General features: G+C 57.9%; 14 protein-coding genes and 1 pseudogene. 6 read left to right on the top strand and 9 right to left on the bottom strand.

Annotated features, from left to right (window positions below):
* The first annotated feature begins 26 nt into the window (after positions 1-26).
* From ACMXYJ_RS20670 to ACMXYJ_RS20650, 5 genes are all read left to right on the top strand, one after another.
* Positions 27-269 (top strand): hypothetical protein, encoded by a 243-nt coding sequence (locus ACMXYJ_RS20670; RefSeq protein WP_415756687.1) that lies wholly within the window; start codon positions 27-29, stop codon positions 267-269.
* 269 nt (positions 270-538) lie between these two features.
* Positions 539-2,038: an IS21 family transposase gene (gene istA / locus ACMXYJ_RS20665; RefSeq protein ID WP_415756686.1), complete on the top strand. Its 1,500-nt coding sequence runs from the start codon at positions 539-541 to the stop codon at positions 2,036-2,038.
* Positions 2,031-2,834, top strand: coding sequence for an IS21-like element helper ATPase IstB (istB, locus tag ACMXYJ_RS20660; protein WP_415756579.1), 804 nt, complete (start codon positions 2,031-2,033; stop codon positions 2,832-2,834). Before istA ends, istB begins: the two co-directional genes overlap by 8 nt.
* Positions 2,835-3,248: 414 nt before the next feature.
* A complete protein-coding gene (locus tag ACMXYJ_RS20655) occupies positions 3,249-4,031 on the top strand; it encodes a hypothetical protein (protein ID WP_415756685.1) in 783 nt (260 codons plus the stop codon).
* The gene (locus tag ACMXYJ_RS20650; RefSeq protein ID WP_415756684.1) at positions 4,016-4,372 is read left to right on the top strand and encodes a DUF7079 family protein; all 357 of its coding nucleotides are present in this window, start codon (positions 4,016-4,018) and stop codon (positions 4,370-4,372) included. Before ACMXYJ_RS20655 ends, ACMXYJ_RS20650 begins: the two co-directional genes overlap by 16 nt.
* 93 nt (positions 4,373-4,465) lie before the next feature.
* Here ACMXYJ_RS20650 and ACMXYJ_RS20645 read toward each other — a convergent pair whose 3' ends face one another.
* Both ACMXYJ_RS20645 and ACMXYJ_RS20640 read right to left on the bottom strand, forming a co-directional pair.
* Complete coding sequence (locus ACMXYJ_RS20645) at positions 4,466-4,759, bottom strand: fructose-bisphosphate aldolase (protein WP_415756683.1); 294 nt, start codon at positions 4,757-4,759, stop codon at positions 4,466-4,468.
* Between the two features lie 571 nt (positions 4,760-5,330).
* Positions 5,331-5,450 (bottom strand): annotated as a pseudogene (locus tag ACMXYJ_RS20640) (PLD nuclease N-terminal domain-containing protein); the annotation flags it as partial.
* 156 nt (positions 5,451-5,606) lie between these two features.
* Between ACMXYJ_RS20640 and ACMXYJ_RS20635 the strand changes: the two are divergent.
* Positions 5,607-6,113, top strand: coding sequence for a hypothetical protein (locus tag ACMXYJ_RS20635; protein ID WP_415756682.1), 507 nt, complete (start codon positions 5,607-5,609; stop codon positions 6,111-6,113).
* 97 nt (positions 6,114-6,210) lie between these two features.
* Here the strand turns inward: ACMXYJ_RS20635 and ACMXYJ_RS20630 are convergent, their stop codons facing one another.
* From ACMXYJ_RS20630 to ACMXYJ_RS20600, 7 genes are all read right to left on the bottom strand, one after another.
* Complete coding sequence (locus ACMXYJ_RS20630; protein ID WP_415756681.1) at positions 6,211-6,456, bottom strand: PLD nuclease N-terminal domain-containing protein; 246 nt, start codon at positions 6,454-6,456, stop codon at positions 6,211-6,213.
* A gap of 193 nt (positions 6,457-6,649) precedes the next feature.
* Positions 6,650-8,065, bottom strand: a complete 1,416-nt coding sequence (locus ACMXYJ_RS20625; protein WP_008151857.1) for a purine-cytosine permease family protein — start codon at positions 8,063-8,065, stop codon at positions 6,650-6,652.
* Positions 8,066-8,350: 285 nt separating this feature from the next.
* Positions 8,351-9,502 carry an acetylornithine deacetylase gene (gene argE / locus ACMXYJ_RS20620; RefSeq protein ID WP_415756680.1) on the bottom strand — a complete coding sequence of 384 codons (1,152 nt, stop codon included), beginning with the start codon at positions 9,500-9,502 and terminating at the stop codon, positions 8,351-8,353.
* Positions 9,499-10,176 (bottom strand): DUF1028 domain-containing protein, encoded by a 678-nt coding sequence (locus ACMXYJ_RS20615; RefSeq protein WP_415756679.1) that lies wholly within the window; start codon positions 10,174-10,176, stop codon positions 9,499-9,501. The genes argE and ACMXYJ_RS20615 overlap by 4 nt, the downstream gene beginning before the upstream one ends.
* Before the next feature lie 170 nt (positions 10,177-10,346).
* Entirely contained in the window at positions 10,347-10,763 is a 417-nt protein-coding gene (locus ACMXYJ_RS20610) for a RidA family protein (protein ID WP_415756678.1), read from the bottom strand.
* A gap of 24 nt (positions 10,764-10,787) precedes the next feature.
* Positions 10,788-12,098 carry a flavin-containing monooxygenase gene (locus ACMXYJ_RS20605; protein WP_415756677.1) on the bottom strand — a complete coding sequence of 437 codons (1,311 nt, stop codon included), beginning with the start codon at positions 12,096-12,098 and terminating at the stop codon, positions 10,788-10,790.
* Between the two features lie 160 nt (positions 12,099-12,258).
* Entirely contained in the window at positions 12,259-13,533 is a 1,275-nt protein-coding gene (locus ACMXYJ_RS20600) for a flavohemoglobin expression-modulating QEGLA motif protein (protein WP_415756676.1), read from the bottom strand.
* Positions 13,534-13,660 lie beyond the last annotated feature (127 nt).

The following is a 13,660-nucleotide window of genomic DNA, read 5'->3' as shown; positions in this document are numbered from 1 at the left end:
AAACGTCAACATACGGAAATAGATTCGTGCAGATTCATATCATCTACACCCGAACAGTCATGTTGCTCTCCAGGCATCCTTACCAATCATGGAGAGAAACTCAAAATCAGTACCCTGACTACATGACTTCGCTCGGCCCTTGGGAAGAAGATACGGTCATCGAATACCTTGCAGATGAATACCCAGAACTTTCCCCGCATCCGCAAGAGCAAGTCAATGCGTTCATAGCAGATACTCAAGAGGCAAGAGTGCTTACTTTTGCCGCGTAAATCGTCTTATCGACCATTCTCAGAAGCTCGCCCTCGACGTCCGCTCTGGGTCGAAAGCCGTCTTTCAAATTTTTTGGATTAACCATCGTTAGGTCTACCGGCAGTAACTGGACACGTCCGATTCCACCGTCTAGCTCTGCTGCTGAGACGGGGGTGTTGCCGCTGACCGAAAACTGACCCAGTAAAGGCTGTTCTGCCGACTGAAAACTGACCCAGGTGTTCAATTGCTTCTGCTCACTTTTCGAGCAGGAGAACACAGGGTGATCAGCATGGAAATGTTGGGAAAAATCCGGCGGATGTACTTCCGCGACAAGCTCTCGCTGCATCAGATAGCCAAGCGTACCGGGCTGTCGAGAAACACCATTCGAAAATGGGTCAGAGCACCCGAAGCCACTCAGCCGGCGTACCAACGGTGCGCAACCTTCAACAAACTCAGTCCATTTCACGAGACGCTTGAGCAGGCGCTCAAGGCCGATTCGTTTCGGGCAAAGCACAACCGCAGAAGTGCCAAAGCACTCTTCGAACAGATCAAGGCCGAGGGGTACGACGGCGGCTACAGCCAGCTCACCGCCTTCATACGCACGTGGCGCGGCCAGCAAGGCAAGTCTTTACGGGCCTTTGTGCCGCTGACCTTTGCACTCGGCGAGGCCTTTCAATTCGACTGGAGCGAAGAAGGTCTGCTGATCGGCGGCCTGTTCCGACGCATCCAGGTCTCCCATATGAAGCTGTGCGCCAGTCGCGCATTTTGGTTGGTTGCGTATCCCAGCCAAGGCCACGAGATGTTGTTCGATGCCCATACCCGCTCTTTTGGCGCGTTAGGTGGGGTGCCGCGTCGTGGCATCTACGACAACATGAAAACGGCTGTCGACAAGGTCAACAAGGGTAAAGGCCGCACGGTCAATGCCCGGTTTGCGGTCATGTGTGCGCACTACCTATTCGATCCGGACTTCTGCAACGTGGCCTCCGGCTGGGAAAAAGGCATCGTTGAAAAGAACGTCCAAGACAGCCGACGGCGCATCTGGCTCGATGCTCAAAACTGCATGTTCCACACCTTCGAGGAATTGAATGCCTGGCTCGGCCAACGCTGCCGTGCGCTCTGGGACGAACTGGTGCACCCGCAGTACAACGGGCTGACAGTGGCGGACGTCCTGGCGCTGGAACGCGCCGAATTGATGCCGATGCCGACTGCCTTTGATGGCTACGTCGAGCGCACCGTACGGGTCTCCAGCACATGCCTGATCAGCGTGGCGCGAAATCGCTACTCGGTGCCGTGTGAGCGGGTCGGTCAGTGGGTCAGCAGCCGTTTGTATCCCACGCGGGTGGTGGTCATCGCCGATGAAACGATGATTGCCAGTCACGAGCGCCTGTTTGATCGAGATCAGGTCAGTTTTGACTGGCAGCATTACATCCCGCTCATCGAACGCAAGCCCGGTGCGCTGCGCAATGGCGCTCCGTTTACCGATCTGCCGAAGCCGTTGCAACTGCTAAAACGCGGTCTGAGGCGGCACACCAATGGTGATCGAGTCATGACGCAGGTACTGGCGGCTGTTCCCATCGCCGGGCTCGACGCCGTATTGGTGGCTGTGGAGTTGGTACTGGAATCAGGCAGCTTGAGTGCTGACCACATCCTGAATGTCCTGGCTCGACTGACATCGACAGCAGCCCCTCCGTCCGCCGAAACCAGCCTGCAACTCAAGATAGCGCCTGTCGCCAATACGGCACGCTACGACCGGCTCCGTACCACCGATGAGGAGACTCGCAATGCGTGATCTTAAGGCGGAACTCAAAGAACTGCGTCTGCATGGCATGGCCAGCGCCTGGGAAGAACTGGCCTCGCAAGGCGAAGCCTCAACGACCTCGTCGAAATGGCTGCTTGAGCATCTTCTCCAACAAGAACATGCGGATCGAGCGGTGCGCTCAGTGAACCACCAGATGAACATGGCCAAACTCCCCATGCATCGTGATTTGGCCGGTTTCGACTTCAGCGCTTCCAGCGCAGACGCCCGCCTGGTCAGGGATTTGTCCAGCCTGGAATTCACCGATACCGCGCAGAATGTCGTGTTCATCGGCGGGCCTGGTACAGGCAAAACACACCTCGCCACCGCCTTAGCCGTGTCCGGGATCACGACGCATCACAAACGCGTGCGCTTCTACTCCACGGTGGATCTGGTCAATCTGCTGGAGCGCGAAAAGTACGACGGCAAGACGGGCCGCATAGCTCAAGGGCTGTTACGAACAGACCTGGTGATACTCGATGAACTGGGGTATTTGCCCTTCAGTCAGAGCGGTGGTGCCCTGTTATTTCACTTGCTATCCAAGCTATACGAGCACACCAGCGTGGTGATCACCACCAACCTCAGCTTCTCGGAATGGTCGAGTGTATTTGGTGACGCCAAGATGACCACAGCGTTGCTGGATCGGCTGACACACCACTGCCACATCGTCGAAACGGGCAACGAGTCCTACCGCCTGCAACACAGCACTCTGGCCGCGCAGACAAAGATCAAATCACGTGAACGAAAGCGCAAGGACGAAGATGGTATCGAGGACGATGAGCTATTCTGATCAGCACCGAAAATACCCTGCCGCATGCCCACATGCGGTGGGGCTTAATGCCTCTTCCACCGGGACACGACTGCTAAGCTTATCCACAATTGCTGATGCAAAAATCAGCAATCCGCCCTGGGTCAATTTTCAATCGGCAGGGTGGGTCAGTTTTCAATCAGCGCCGACAGGGTTACGCGAGCTGGATCGGCTTCAGAATCCCTGCTGAAGAAAGCTATGAGGGCTTATCGTGCACCGCACACTTTGAGGACGGCTCATCGCTCCCCGGCGTATTCGATAAGGACAACGCTGTTAGATTTTCGAACCCGTCGGGCACGACGTGCGTGATGCTCAAGTTTGAAGAACAAGCATCCGCAGAGGCGCCCTCGCTTACCGAGAGCCTATTGAACCAAATTCTAGGATAAGGACCATCCTATGACAGAGCCGTACATTGTCACCGGCAGCTATGTCGTTCAGCGTGAGCACGCCTTGCAAGACTCGCCCCTCGATAGGGCGTTAGAGCTGATGGAGGGCACTGCCCTGAGGTTTTCTCTGGATGCCATCTCTGATGAAAAGGTCAGGGCAAGCTACACCAGGAACATCGATCGCATGTCTCAGCAAACTCGGGATGACGTGAAAGCTGGAAAGATTACTGCGCAAGAAGGTGTGAAGTTCAGTCATGAGATGCGAAACAAAATCATGATGGAACATCGCAAATTCACCTCTGCGCAGGGTTTGGCTATCGTCCAAAGGAAGAAAAAGGAAGGAAAGGGGCTCAAAACGCTCTTAGATATGTACGCTGAAGGCCTATTCCAAAAGGGTTACGACAGCCTGTCAGAAGTAGAAAAAAATAAGGTCCACTACACCATTCTGGAATCCTCGGGCCGTGATAATGTCAAATTCACGACCGGCACCAAAAAAATGCTGATCATGGGCAAGCTCGGCGTTCTGGTGACCGCCGCTCTGGCGACCTATCAAGTATTGGATGCTGAAAACAAACCCAAAGAAGCGGCGCGCCAAGGCATCATCGTTGGTGCGGGTGCGTTGGGCGGTATCCTCGCGGGGATGGGCGCTAGCACGCTTTGCGGCCCTGCCATGCCCATTTGCGCAATTGCGGTTGTCTTGGCTGGGACAGTCGCCGGTGGTGTCGCAGGCGAAGCAGTGGCGAGTTCACTGGATGAAGAGCTGGAGGAATTCACACATTGGGACATCTTCTGACTGAACCACAACTGACAAAGGTCAGAGCCGCACTCTCCGAGCCATTCAACGATTTCCCAGTCGAATATGACTTTGTAGCGAGCAAGGTCAGAGGCGTCGACCCCGACATATTGTACGAAATCCTCTATTCAGAAGTCGCACCGGTGTGTTTCACCAATCTGGTGGCCGCGGTGCCCCCAGTATGGACGGGCTTCGATCCCGACATACTTAGAGAATCGATAGAGGAAAGGCTGGCAGCAAGAGAACGTAATTGGTTTCGCCGGCAGTTCGATAAAGTGCTGGTTCGCTGGCTGAAATACAACTACGCCTACATCTGGAAGGAAATCGCCAGCAGGCTTTGAACCCGAACGCACACTGGACTAGCGACTCGCTGAACATATGATCAAGTAATAAAAAACCCGCATTAATGCGGGTTTTTTTTGGCTGAAATTCGATCACTGGCCTTTGGGGGTATCAAACCCACGCTGCTCAATCACCCGAAACACATCGCTCACATCCTGGATCATAATCCGGGCGATGTTGGTGACGGTGTTGATGTCGTTTTCGGCGTAGTCGGGGAGGCTGGTGCAGGCCATGAGGTTGAGGTACTTGAGGACGGCGCTGAGGCGTTCGCTGACGCAGTTGTGGAGTTCGCGGAGTGGGGCGTCGCTGTCGATTAGGAGGACGGGGTATTCGGTGGCGAATTGGGACATTGGGGTGAAGCGGCGAGGCGGATTGTTCATTGTCATTGGATAAGATTCTTTATGAAGGGAATGAACTGCCACCTTTTTGCTGCGATACAAAATGGGTGGCAACTGTGCGCGGGTTCGCAGACCAGGAAAGAATCAAACCCGGCAGACTCGAAAGTCTCCCACGCACAGCCGCCATAAACTGCGACGCAGGCGAGGCTCGCCTGGGTGTCTTATGACGGTGCCGGCTGATTCTATTCTGTAGGGCTGCGAAACCCAATCGCTAACTGCGGTCAGCGACGGGTTGAATATAGGCGCGCATTTTGGTGCTCACAACCGGGCTGTAGGACGGTTGGGGGTTTGTTGTGATAAGGCTGAATGCCACTGTTTTCGGGCTTGTCGCGGTGATTCGGGCCGTGTGGAGTGCCTTGGGAAATGGGGTGCAGGTTTTGGGGCCGCTTCGCGACCCAACGGGGATAAATCCCCTCGCCATAGAGGGTAAATTCCTACACGATTTTCGGACGTCAGATTTGTGAAATCGGGTGGTCAGAAAACAACAAAGCCCCGAATCTTCGGGGCTTTGTTGTTTGAGTTTGCGCAGTTCCCAAATGCTACCGCACAGCCTCCGCCGTCATTGTCTGGCCTGCGGTGAATGGGGGTGGGGATCGGTGTGTTTCGGTCCCGCCAGTGCCCACGCTATCAGCCCGAACAGCGGTACAAACACGATCACCACCATCCATACGAGTTTGTTACGAAGATCGATTCATATCCGAGAGTGTTGATGGCTGTAGCAGATATAGCGAATTGATATAGCTAACTGTCATATTTTACAGGTTCGCTTTCGAACTGATTTTATTAGCTTAAAGGACTTGTTAAGCAACGTAATAACTAAGCAGGGATAGATGCTGTGACGAATGTTAAAGAGATTGAAAGAAATGATGTTGCTCCGACTGAATCTTCATCGAGTGATAACTGGAAGGCAAAATTTGAAGTCGAATTGACTGATAGTGAGTTTTCTGAAGTCATCAGGAAAGTGAAAATTGATGGCTATTTTACCACTGCCGGGCAACGATATTTTTGGGGGTTTAACCCGGAAGAAGCCCCCAATCATTGGGTGTTTCGCTTGGATTTTAGTAACTTTGATTTTCAGCCAGGTATTGATTACAAGGTCGGTTCGGGAGGTTTTGGTGCGCTGTTGATCCAAGGCGGCGGTGAGATGATAAGTGGAGGCTGGGTCGTCGAAGGTACAATGCGAATCAAAGAAATGGATCCCGATAAAGGCATAGTAAAAGGGCAATTTATTAACGTGAGAACCGAGGGAGGGCGGCCGGACGGCACTGAGATGGACCCGGCGTATGCGAGAACTATTAATTTTGGAGTTCTGGACGAGAGAGTTCGGGAGCAAAAACGTTAAAGGGAGTGGGAGTGATGGCTGATCAGTCAGACGCTCCAGCCAGAAACGACAAAGTCCCCTAATCATAGGGTCTTTGTCGTTTGAAATTGCGCAGTTCTCAAATCGTTACCGCATGCCATCGGCGTTTCTGTCTGGCCTGCGGTGAATGCGGGTTGGGATCGGTGTGTTTCGGTCCCGCCAGTGCCCATGCTATCAGCCCGAACAGCGGTACAAACACGATTACCACCATCCATACGAGTTTGTTGCTGGATTTTCCTTCGGCTTTTCGCACTTTGTTGATTGCCCATAACTCGACCAGCACAAGTATTGCGGCGAGTACGATCCAGATGGTTTCGGTTTGCATTGGTCACCCTCCTGATAGTCATTCAGTTAGGTGAACGGGTGTGGGTGGGGTTCAATAAAATTCGGGGTTTTGTGGGGATGGCGGGTAAAGCGAAAACGGGGTTGCTCGCGAAAGGTGTGACAGTCGACATTGATGTTGACTGTCAGGGCCTCATCGCGAGCAGGCTCGCTCCCACAGGGGGGTTGGGTTCCAATTACAGACTGGTGGCCAGTTTCCCGCTCGACAACCGACGCTTGTAAGCACTGTCCCGATTCGCTAGCCAGAAATACAACGGCGAAGTCACCAACAACCCCACCAACCAGGACAAATCAGCCCCATTGATGTGCTCCGAAATCGGCCCGACATACAGCGGCGTATTCATAAACGGAATCTGCACCACAATCCCGATCGCATACGCCAACAACGCCTGCGGGTTGTACCGTCCGTAAATCCCGCCATCGACTTTGAAGATCGAGCCGATGTCGTACTGACCTTTGTGAATCGCATAGAAGTCGATCAGGTTGATCGCGGTCCACGGCACCAGTACGACGAGCAGCACCAGCACCATGTCGACGAAGTGGCCGATGAAGTTGGCGGAGGCGCCGACGGCGGCGAAGCAGCAGGCGGCGAGGACGATGACCGAGAGGACGGCGCGGCTTTTGGCGGTCGGGATCCAGCGGTAGGCGAAGGTTTGGACCAGGGTGATCAGCGACAGCACGGCGCCGTAGAGGTTGAGGGCGTTGTGGCTGATGACGCTGAGCAGGAACAGCACGAGCATCAGTGGGCCGATGGAGCCGGTGGCGAGTTTGACGGCGTCCATGGTGTCCATGCCGACGGGTGTGGCGAGGACGGCGACGGCGCCGAAGATGAACGAGAGGCTGGAGCCGAGCACGGTGCCCAGATATGTGGTCCAGAAGGTTGCGGCCACGGGCACGTTGGCGGGCAGGTAGCGCGAGTAGTCGGAGACGTAGGGCGCGAAGGCGATTTGCCAGAGTGCGGCGAGGGAGACGGTGGCGAGCCAGCCGGAGATGTTGAAGCTGCCGCGGGTGAGGAAGTCGGCGGTCTGCACGTGGGTGAAGATGTAGCCGAAGCCCAGCACGATGCCGGCGCCGAGCACCCAGGTGCCGATGCGGTTGAGCACGTGGATGAAGCGGTAGCCGATGATGCCGATGATGCCTGAGCCGAGTGCGCCGATGACGATGCCTACCGGCACCGGCACGCTGTCGACCACGCCGTGCAGGGACTTGCCGGCGAGGACGATGTTGGAGGCGAAGAAGCCGATGTACATGATGCCGGCGATCAGCACCACCAGCAGCGCGCCGAGGGAGCCGAATTGGGCGCGGCTCTGGATCATTTGCGGAATGCCCATTTGCGGGCCTTGCGCGGAGTGCAGCGCCATCAGCACGCCGCCGACCAGGTGGCCGACGAGGATGGCGACGATGCCCCACACCAGGTTCAGGTGAAACATCTGCACGCCGAGGGCGCCGGTGACGATGGGCAGCGGCGCGATGTTGCCGCCGAACCAGAGGGTGAACAGGTCGCGGGTTTTTCCGTGGCGATCTTCGGGCGGCACGTAGCCGATGGTGTGTTTTTCGATGAGCGGGGCGGAGGTTGTTGCTGCGGTAACCATGACGGACTCCAAGGCAAAAGTGAGTACGTGGACGTACTTCGGTGAGCGCTGCACGGGGGCGACGCTTTTCTTGTTGGAGTTGATGATGTGCGGTGGGGAGTGAGAGATAAATTAGTAAGTTTGTGGGTATAGACGCTAAAAAATGTATGTCGCCGAATACGAAAAACCTGTGGGAGCTAGCCTGCTAGCGATAGCGATTTGACAGTCAAAAATGATTTGGCTGACAGATCGCTATCGCTAGCAGGCTAGCTCCCACAGGGGATTTTGGGGTGTTCAAAATCTTTGTTATTCGCTGATTGATTGCAGCATTCGATGAAGCATGGCGTCGCAGGCGGTGAGTTGTTCGAGGCTGACGAATTCGTCGGGTTTGTGGCCTTGATCCATGCTGCCGGGGCCGCAGACGACGGTGGGAATGCCTGCGGCGTCGAATAGGCCGCCCTCGGTTCCGAAGGCGACGGTGCCAAAATCTCGAGAGCCTGAGAACGCAGCAATCAACTCAGCCGCGTCACTGTGCGCATCGGTCGCCAAACCGGGATACGCCGACAACTCGCTGAAGCGAATCTCACTCTGTTCACTCACGGCACGCATGCGCGGCAAAACCTGCTGCTCGGCGTAGGCCTTCAGCTCCTGCGCAACCTCACTCGGATCATGCGAGGGCAGGGCGCGGATTTCGAAGTCGAAGCGGCAATCGGCGGGGACGATGTTCAAGGCCTTGCCGCCGGAAATCACGCCGGTTTGCACCGTGCTGAACGGCGGATCGAAACGCGTGTCGTGGTGCTCGGGCGCTTTGAGCCGATTGCCAATCCGCCCCAGTTCACCGATCAGTTCGGCGGCGTATTCAATCGCATTGACCCCAAGCGGCGCGTACGCCGAATGGCACGCTTCACCGTGAATATCGCAGCGCATCGCCAGTTTGCCTTTATGGCCGAGCACCGGTTTGAGCTCGGTCGGCTCGCCAATGATGCAGAGCATCGGTTTGACCGGGCGCTTTTCCAGTTCCGACAGCAACGAACGCACACCCAGGCAGCCGACTTCCTCATCGTAGGAGAGCGCGATGTGTACCGGCAGCCGCAGCGTGGCGTTTACCAGTGACGGGACCAAGGCGAGTACGCAGGCAATGTAGCCTTTCATATCCGCCGTGCCGCGACCGTACAACTTGCCGTCGCGCTCGGTGAGTTCGAACGGTGCGACGGTCCACGGCTGGCCGTCGACGGGCACCACGTCGGTGTGCCCCGACAGCACGATGCCCGGCCGGTCCGTCGGGCCAATGGTTGCAAACAGATTGGCCTTGCTGCGCTGCTCGTTGTAGATCAACTCGCAAGGCACGTCGAAGCGTTCGAGGTAGTCGCGGACGAACTCGATGAGGTGCAGGTTTGATTCGCGGCTCGTGGTGTCGAACGCCACCAAGGTTTTCAGCAAATCGAGGCTGTTGCTCATCGGTCGTCTCCAGCGACGCCGTAGCCAGGGGATTTGTCGGGGGCCAGGGCGCGGTCGATGTAGTCCTGAACCTGTGGGCGATAGGCGTCCCAGAGTTTCTCCAATTGACCGATTGGATCGTGATCCGCCCAATCCACCCGCAGGTTGATGATCGGCCAGGTCAGCTCGCCGACTACCACCACCGCCGCCGAATGCACCGGCCCGGCTTCACCGCCCGCGGCGATTGCCGCCTTCATGGCCGCGAGCAGGCGATCGGTCAGTTGGCCCTCGCCATGTTCGAATGCCTCGACCATGGCCTCGATCACTGAACGGTCCGCCAGCATGTTGCCGGCAGCCACGCATTGATCGCCGGACACGGCGTTGTGGTTGCCGAGGGTTTGCGCGCCGCTGAAGTGTGCGGTTCGGCCGAGGTGGTCAATCGCGGTGATCTGGCGGTATTGGCTGTAGCCGTTGCGGGTCAGGACCTTGTCCAACGCCTCGGCCGGCGTGAGGCCTTGTTCCATGAGGGCAAGGGCTTCCGGGCCGAGCGACGGCAGGGTGATGTTTTGTGTGGAGACGGCGCCGACACCCGGCAGCAGCCAGGGGCAACGGGCGCCGACGGCGATGCTGGAGGAACTGATCGCAATGCCGAACTGACCGGTTTCGGGGCAACGTGCTGCGATGGAGAAGGTCATGGTTTTGCTCCTTGGTTTGCCTTGGCGAATGGGTGTCTGGGCGGGCCTCATCGCGAGCAGGCTCACTCCCACATTTGATCGAAGTCGCTCACACATTTTGTGTTCGCTGAAGATCCCCTGTGGGAGTGAGCTTGCTCCGGGCGGCGTTCCGACGATGGCCGCAACTCGGTCTACTCAGGAATCACCGCAATCACATCAATCTCCATCAACCACTGCGGCTGCCCCAACGCCGACACCACCAACCCGGTCGAGATCGGAAACACCCCTTTAAGCCACTTGCCCACCTCCTGGTACACCGGCTCGCGATACCGCGGATCGATCAGGTAGGTGGTGGTTTTAACGATGTGGCTAAGGTCGCTGCCGGCTTCTTCCAGCAACTGCTTGACGTTACGCATGGCTTGCTCGGTTTGCGCACGCGGGTCGCCGAGGCCTATCAGGTTGCCTTCGAAATCAGTCCCGACCTGGCCGCGAACATAAACGGTGTTGCCAGCGCGGACCGCTTGGCACAGGTCATTGTCCAGGCTCTGGTTCGGGTAGGTTTCCTTGGTGTTGAACATGCGAATACGGGTATGGGTTGGCGTGGACATTTGAAGCTCCTAAAGAAAAATGGCTCAAGCGCTGACAGTTGCTTTATGGGCGGCCGGGACGGTTTCAGCCTCGCGTTGCGCGGCATCGTGGTAGTCGAGGTATGAACGCTGGATGGCGATGTGGTCAGCCACGTACTTGGCGTCATGCCAAACGCCCCAGATGAACGAAGAGCCGCGACGGGACTGCCACGGCAGGCCGAGGAAATACACGCCAGCTTCGCTCGACACGCCGCGCTGATGCGCCGGTTTACCGTGGTCGTCGAAGGCATCAACCTTGAGCCAGCTGTAATCCGTGGCAAAACCGGTGGCCCAGATGATCGAGGTCACGCCGGCCTTGGCCAGGTCGAGCTCAAGGATCGGGTTAGTCACGCAGTCCGGATCGGAAAAGGTAATGCGCGCTTCAGGCTCTTCCGGCAGGTCCAGGCCGTTGCGCTCGATGTAGGCGTCAGCCGCATTGAGCAGCGCCAGATAGTTCTCATCGCCGCGCGCCAGGTTCTCGGCAAGGTTCGGTTGAAAAGTCGCTACGCCGCCAGTGAACGATTGGGTCAAACCCACCAGCGTCATGCCGCGATGGGCCAGTCCACGGAAGTCCACGGTGCGGCCGCCATGTGCGCCGCTCACCGCAATGGTCACGTGTTCCCGGCCCGGTTTCATGGCCGCCTGATCCCATTCGCCCAGCACACCCAACCACCAGCAGAAATCACGGTTGCGATAGGCGCGAGGAGGGCGGTCGTGTGCACCCACCGAGAGGTAAACCTTCTTGCCGGCACGCTGCAATTCATCGGCGATTTGCACGCCCGAGGAACCGGCACCGACCACCAGAACAGCGCCTTCGGGCAGCTGCGCCGGGTTGCGATAGTCGGCGGAGTGGATCTGCAGGAATGGCTGGTCTTTCGGCGCGATTGGCGGGATGACGGGGCGCTGGAATGGCCCGGTGGCGGCAACAACGCGGTTGGCCTCGATCACGCCTTCAGAGGTTTCAATGGTGAAGCCCGGACGACCGACATTGCGCTCGACCTTCAGCACGTCCACGCCGGTGCGGATCGGGGCGTTGAATTTCTTGGCGTAGGCTTCGAAGTAGTCGGCAACCCGCTCTTTCGGGGCAAAGTCGTCGGGGCTGAGGTCGTCAAAATCGAGACCGGGAAAACGGTCGTGCCAGGCCGGACCGTTGGCCACCAACGAATCCCAGCGGCCGGTGCGCCAGCGCTCGGCGATACGGTTGCGCTCCAGCACCAGGTGCGGCACGCCGAGTTTGCTCAAGTGTTCACTCATGGCCACGCCAGCCTGACCGGCGCCAACAATCAGCGTATCTGTTTTTATTTTTTCAGTGGTCATCTCAATACCCTTCGAAGTTGGATTTAGGTCGGTAACGGCCTGCCATTTCTTGGGGTCAAGACTAGGGATCACCCTGGTATCGGTAAAATATTATTAAGCTGGCATTTGAGTATAAATAACTGATGCAGAGCGTTTGGTTCGGTGGCTCTCCCTTTAAACGCTAGGCGCTGGCGTCGTCTTCATGCTCGTCGGCGAAGGCCATGAGCACCTCCAGATCGAGTACATCCAGCTTGATTCGGGAAATAAAAGCGGAGAACGCCAGGTTGGCGGCGAGCAGACGCAGGTCGGAGGCCCAGGCCGGGACGTGGACCGGCCCCTGCAGCCAGCCGGACTCGAACAGCGGGGCCAGGCGCACGGTATCCCCCAGGCTGAGGCGCCCGGCGAACAAATGACCCACCAGTTCCGGCCGGTTGTCGCGAATCGCGATGCGCAACAGGGTGTGCACACCGAGCAAACCGGTCAGGTAGGCGGCATCCTTGGTGAACGCCGAACCGCCGCGCAGGTCGGCGCCGCGGAACACCCGCTGGGTCGAGCGGAAGGATTCCTCTTGCGACTGACCGGCCGCGAGAAAACCTTCGAACACCTGAATGAAATCGGCGCCATCCAGCGCTTGTTGGACCGCGAGTACGCGCAAGGCGAGGCGGCGCAGGCGGTTGATGTCCATGCTGCCGGTGAACAGCTCGGCCAGGGTGGCGATGCCCTCCTGAGTCTGGGTCGTGCGTGGCGCCCCCAGGCCCAGGCTTTTGAGGTTGGGTTGCAGCGCACCGTTTTGTGCGGTGGCGACATGCACGAAGGCCTCATGTTGCAACAGCTGGTTCTTGTCCAGTTCCGAGAACAGGGCGCTGGCCCGCAGGCGGATGCGACTCGCCCCGGCGATGGCCTTGGCGGCCAGGGTCGGATCGAGCACGACGGTGATCCGGCCCGGTCCGAAGAAGCGGTCCAGTTCCGGCTGCATCCAGGCGGCAAAGACCTCGGCCGGGATTTCGGCCGGGCACGGTGGAATCCGCGCACCGCCCAGAAGGGCATCGGTGGTCTTGAGGAAGAATTGGGCCGCGTCCAGCATGCTCAGTTTCAGGCGCGAGTAGTAGAAGTCCGGGCGCCGGTACAGCGCTGACGAATACTGCGTAAAGGCGGGCGTGCCGATGGCACCGAGCATGAGCCCGGCCGTGGCATAGCTGCGCGCCGTCATGGCGAGGTGGCGCCCGGCCGGATGCCCCTCATCGCAGCGGCCGATAAAGGCTTCGAGGGCGGCGATGTCGGCGCTGTGGTCGCGCGGGCGCAGTTCGACCTTGGGCAGTTCTGCCTGCCCGGCGCGCCAACGTGTCAGGAATGCTTCTTCGACCCCATCCGGCCAGGCCAGGGCGTCCAGCACGCGGATCTTGCGGGCCAGCCCAGGCAGGGCGGCATCGAGTTCGGACAGGGGCGCGGTGCTCATGGAGATCTCCTTGGGAAACAAGGTTCAATCGCAAAAGTTTAGTCGTTGTCGATACGTCGCGTTGTGACAGGTCAAGTCTGAACTAAGCTGTTCGATGTGCTGGCGGATGCAGGGTCTTGGCCATCCA

The sequence above is a fragment of the Pseudomonas arabinosi genome (genome assembly GCF_047758675.1).
Classification (GTDB): Bacteria; Pseudomonadota; Gammaproteobacteria; order Pseudomonadales; family Pseudomonadaceae; genus Aquipseudomonas; species Aquipseudomonas arabinosi.
This window is presented reverse-complemented; position numbering and strand designations above follow the sequence as displayed.

Bases quoted from the DNA above. Each gene is read 5' to 3' on its own strand.
- istA (WP_415756686.1), top strand. From the start codon at position 539: ATGGAAATGTTGGGAAAAATCCGGCGGATGTACTTCCGCGACAAGCTC.
- istB (WP_415756579.1), top strand. From the start codon at position 2,031: ATGCGTGATCTTAAGGCGGAACTCAAAGAACTGCGTCTGCATGGCATG.
- ACMXYJ_RS20655 (WP_415756685.1), top strand. From the start codon at position 3,249: ATGACAGAGCCGTACATTGTCACCGGCAGCTATGTCGTTCAGCGTGAG.
- ACMXYJ_RS20645 (WP_415756683.1), bottom strand. From the start codon at position 4,759: ATGACAATGAACAATCCGCCTCGCCGCTTCACCCCAATGTCCCAATTC.
- ACMXYJ_RS20630 (WP_415756681.1), bottom strand. From the start codon at position 6,456: ATGCAAACCGAAACCATCTGGATCGTACTCGCCGCAATACTTGTGCTG.
- ACMXYJ_RS20625 (WP_008151857.1), bottom strand. From the start codon at position 8,065: ATGGTTACCGCAGCAACAACCTCCGCCCCGCTCATCGAAAAACACACC.
- argE (WP_415756680.1), bottom strand. From the start codon at position 9,502: ATGAGCAACAGCCTCGATTTGCTGAAAACCTTGGTGGCGTTCGACACC.
- ACMXYJ_RS20615 (WP_415756679.1), bottom strand. From the start codon at position 10,176: ATGACCTTCTCCATCGCAGCACGTTGCCCCGAAACCGGTCAGTTCGGC.
- ACMXYJ_RS20610 (WP_415756678.1), bottom strand. From the start codon at position 10,763: ATGTCCACGCCAACCCATACCCGTATTCGCATGTTCAACACCAAGGAA.
- ACMXYJ_RS20605 (WP_415756677.1), bottom strand. From the start codon at position 12,098: ATGACCACTGAAAAAATAAAAACAGATACGCTGATTGTTGGCGCCGGT.
- ACMXYJ_RS20600 (WP_415756676.1), bottom strand. From the start codon at position 13,533: ATGAGCACCGCGCCCCTGTCCGAACTCGATGCCGCCCTGCCTGGGCTG.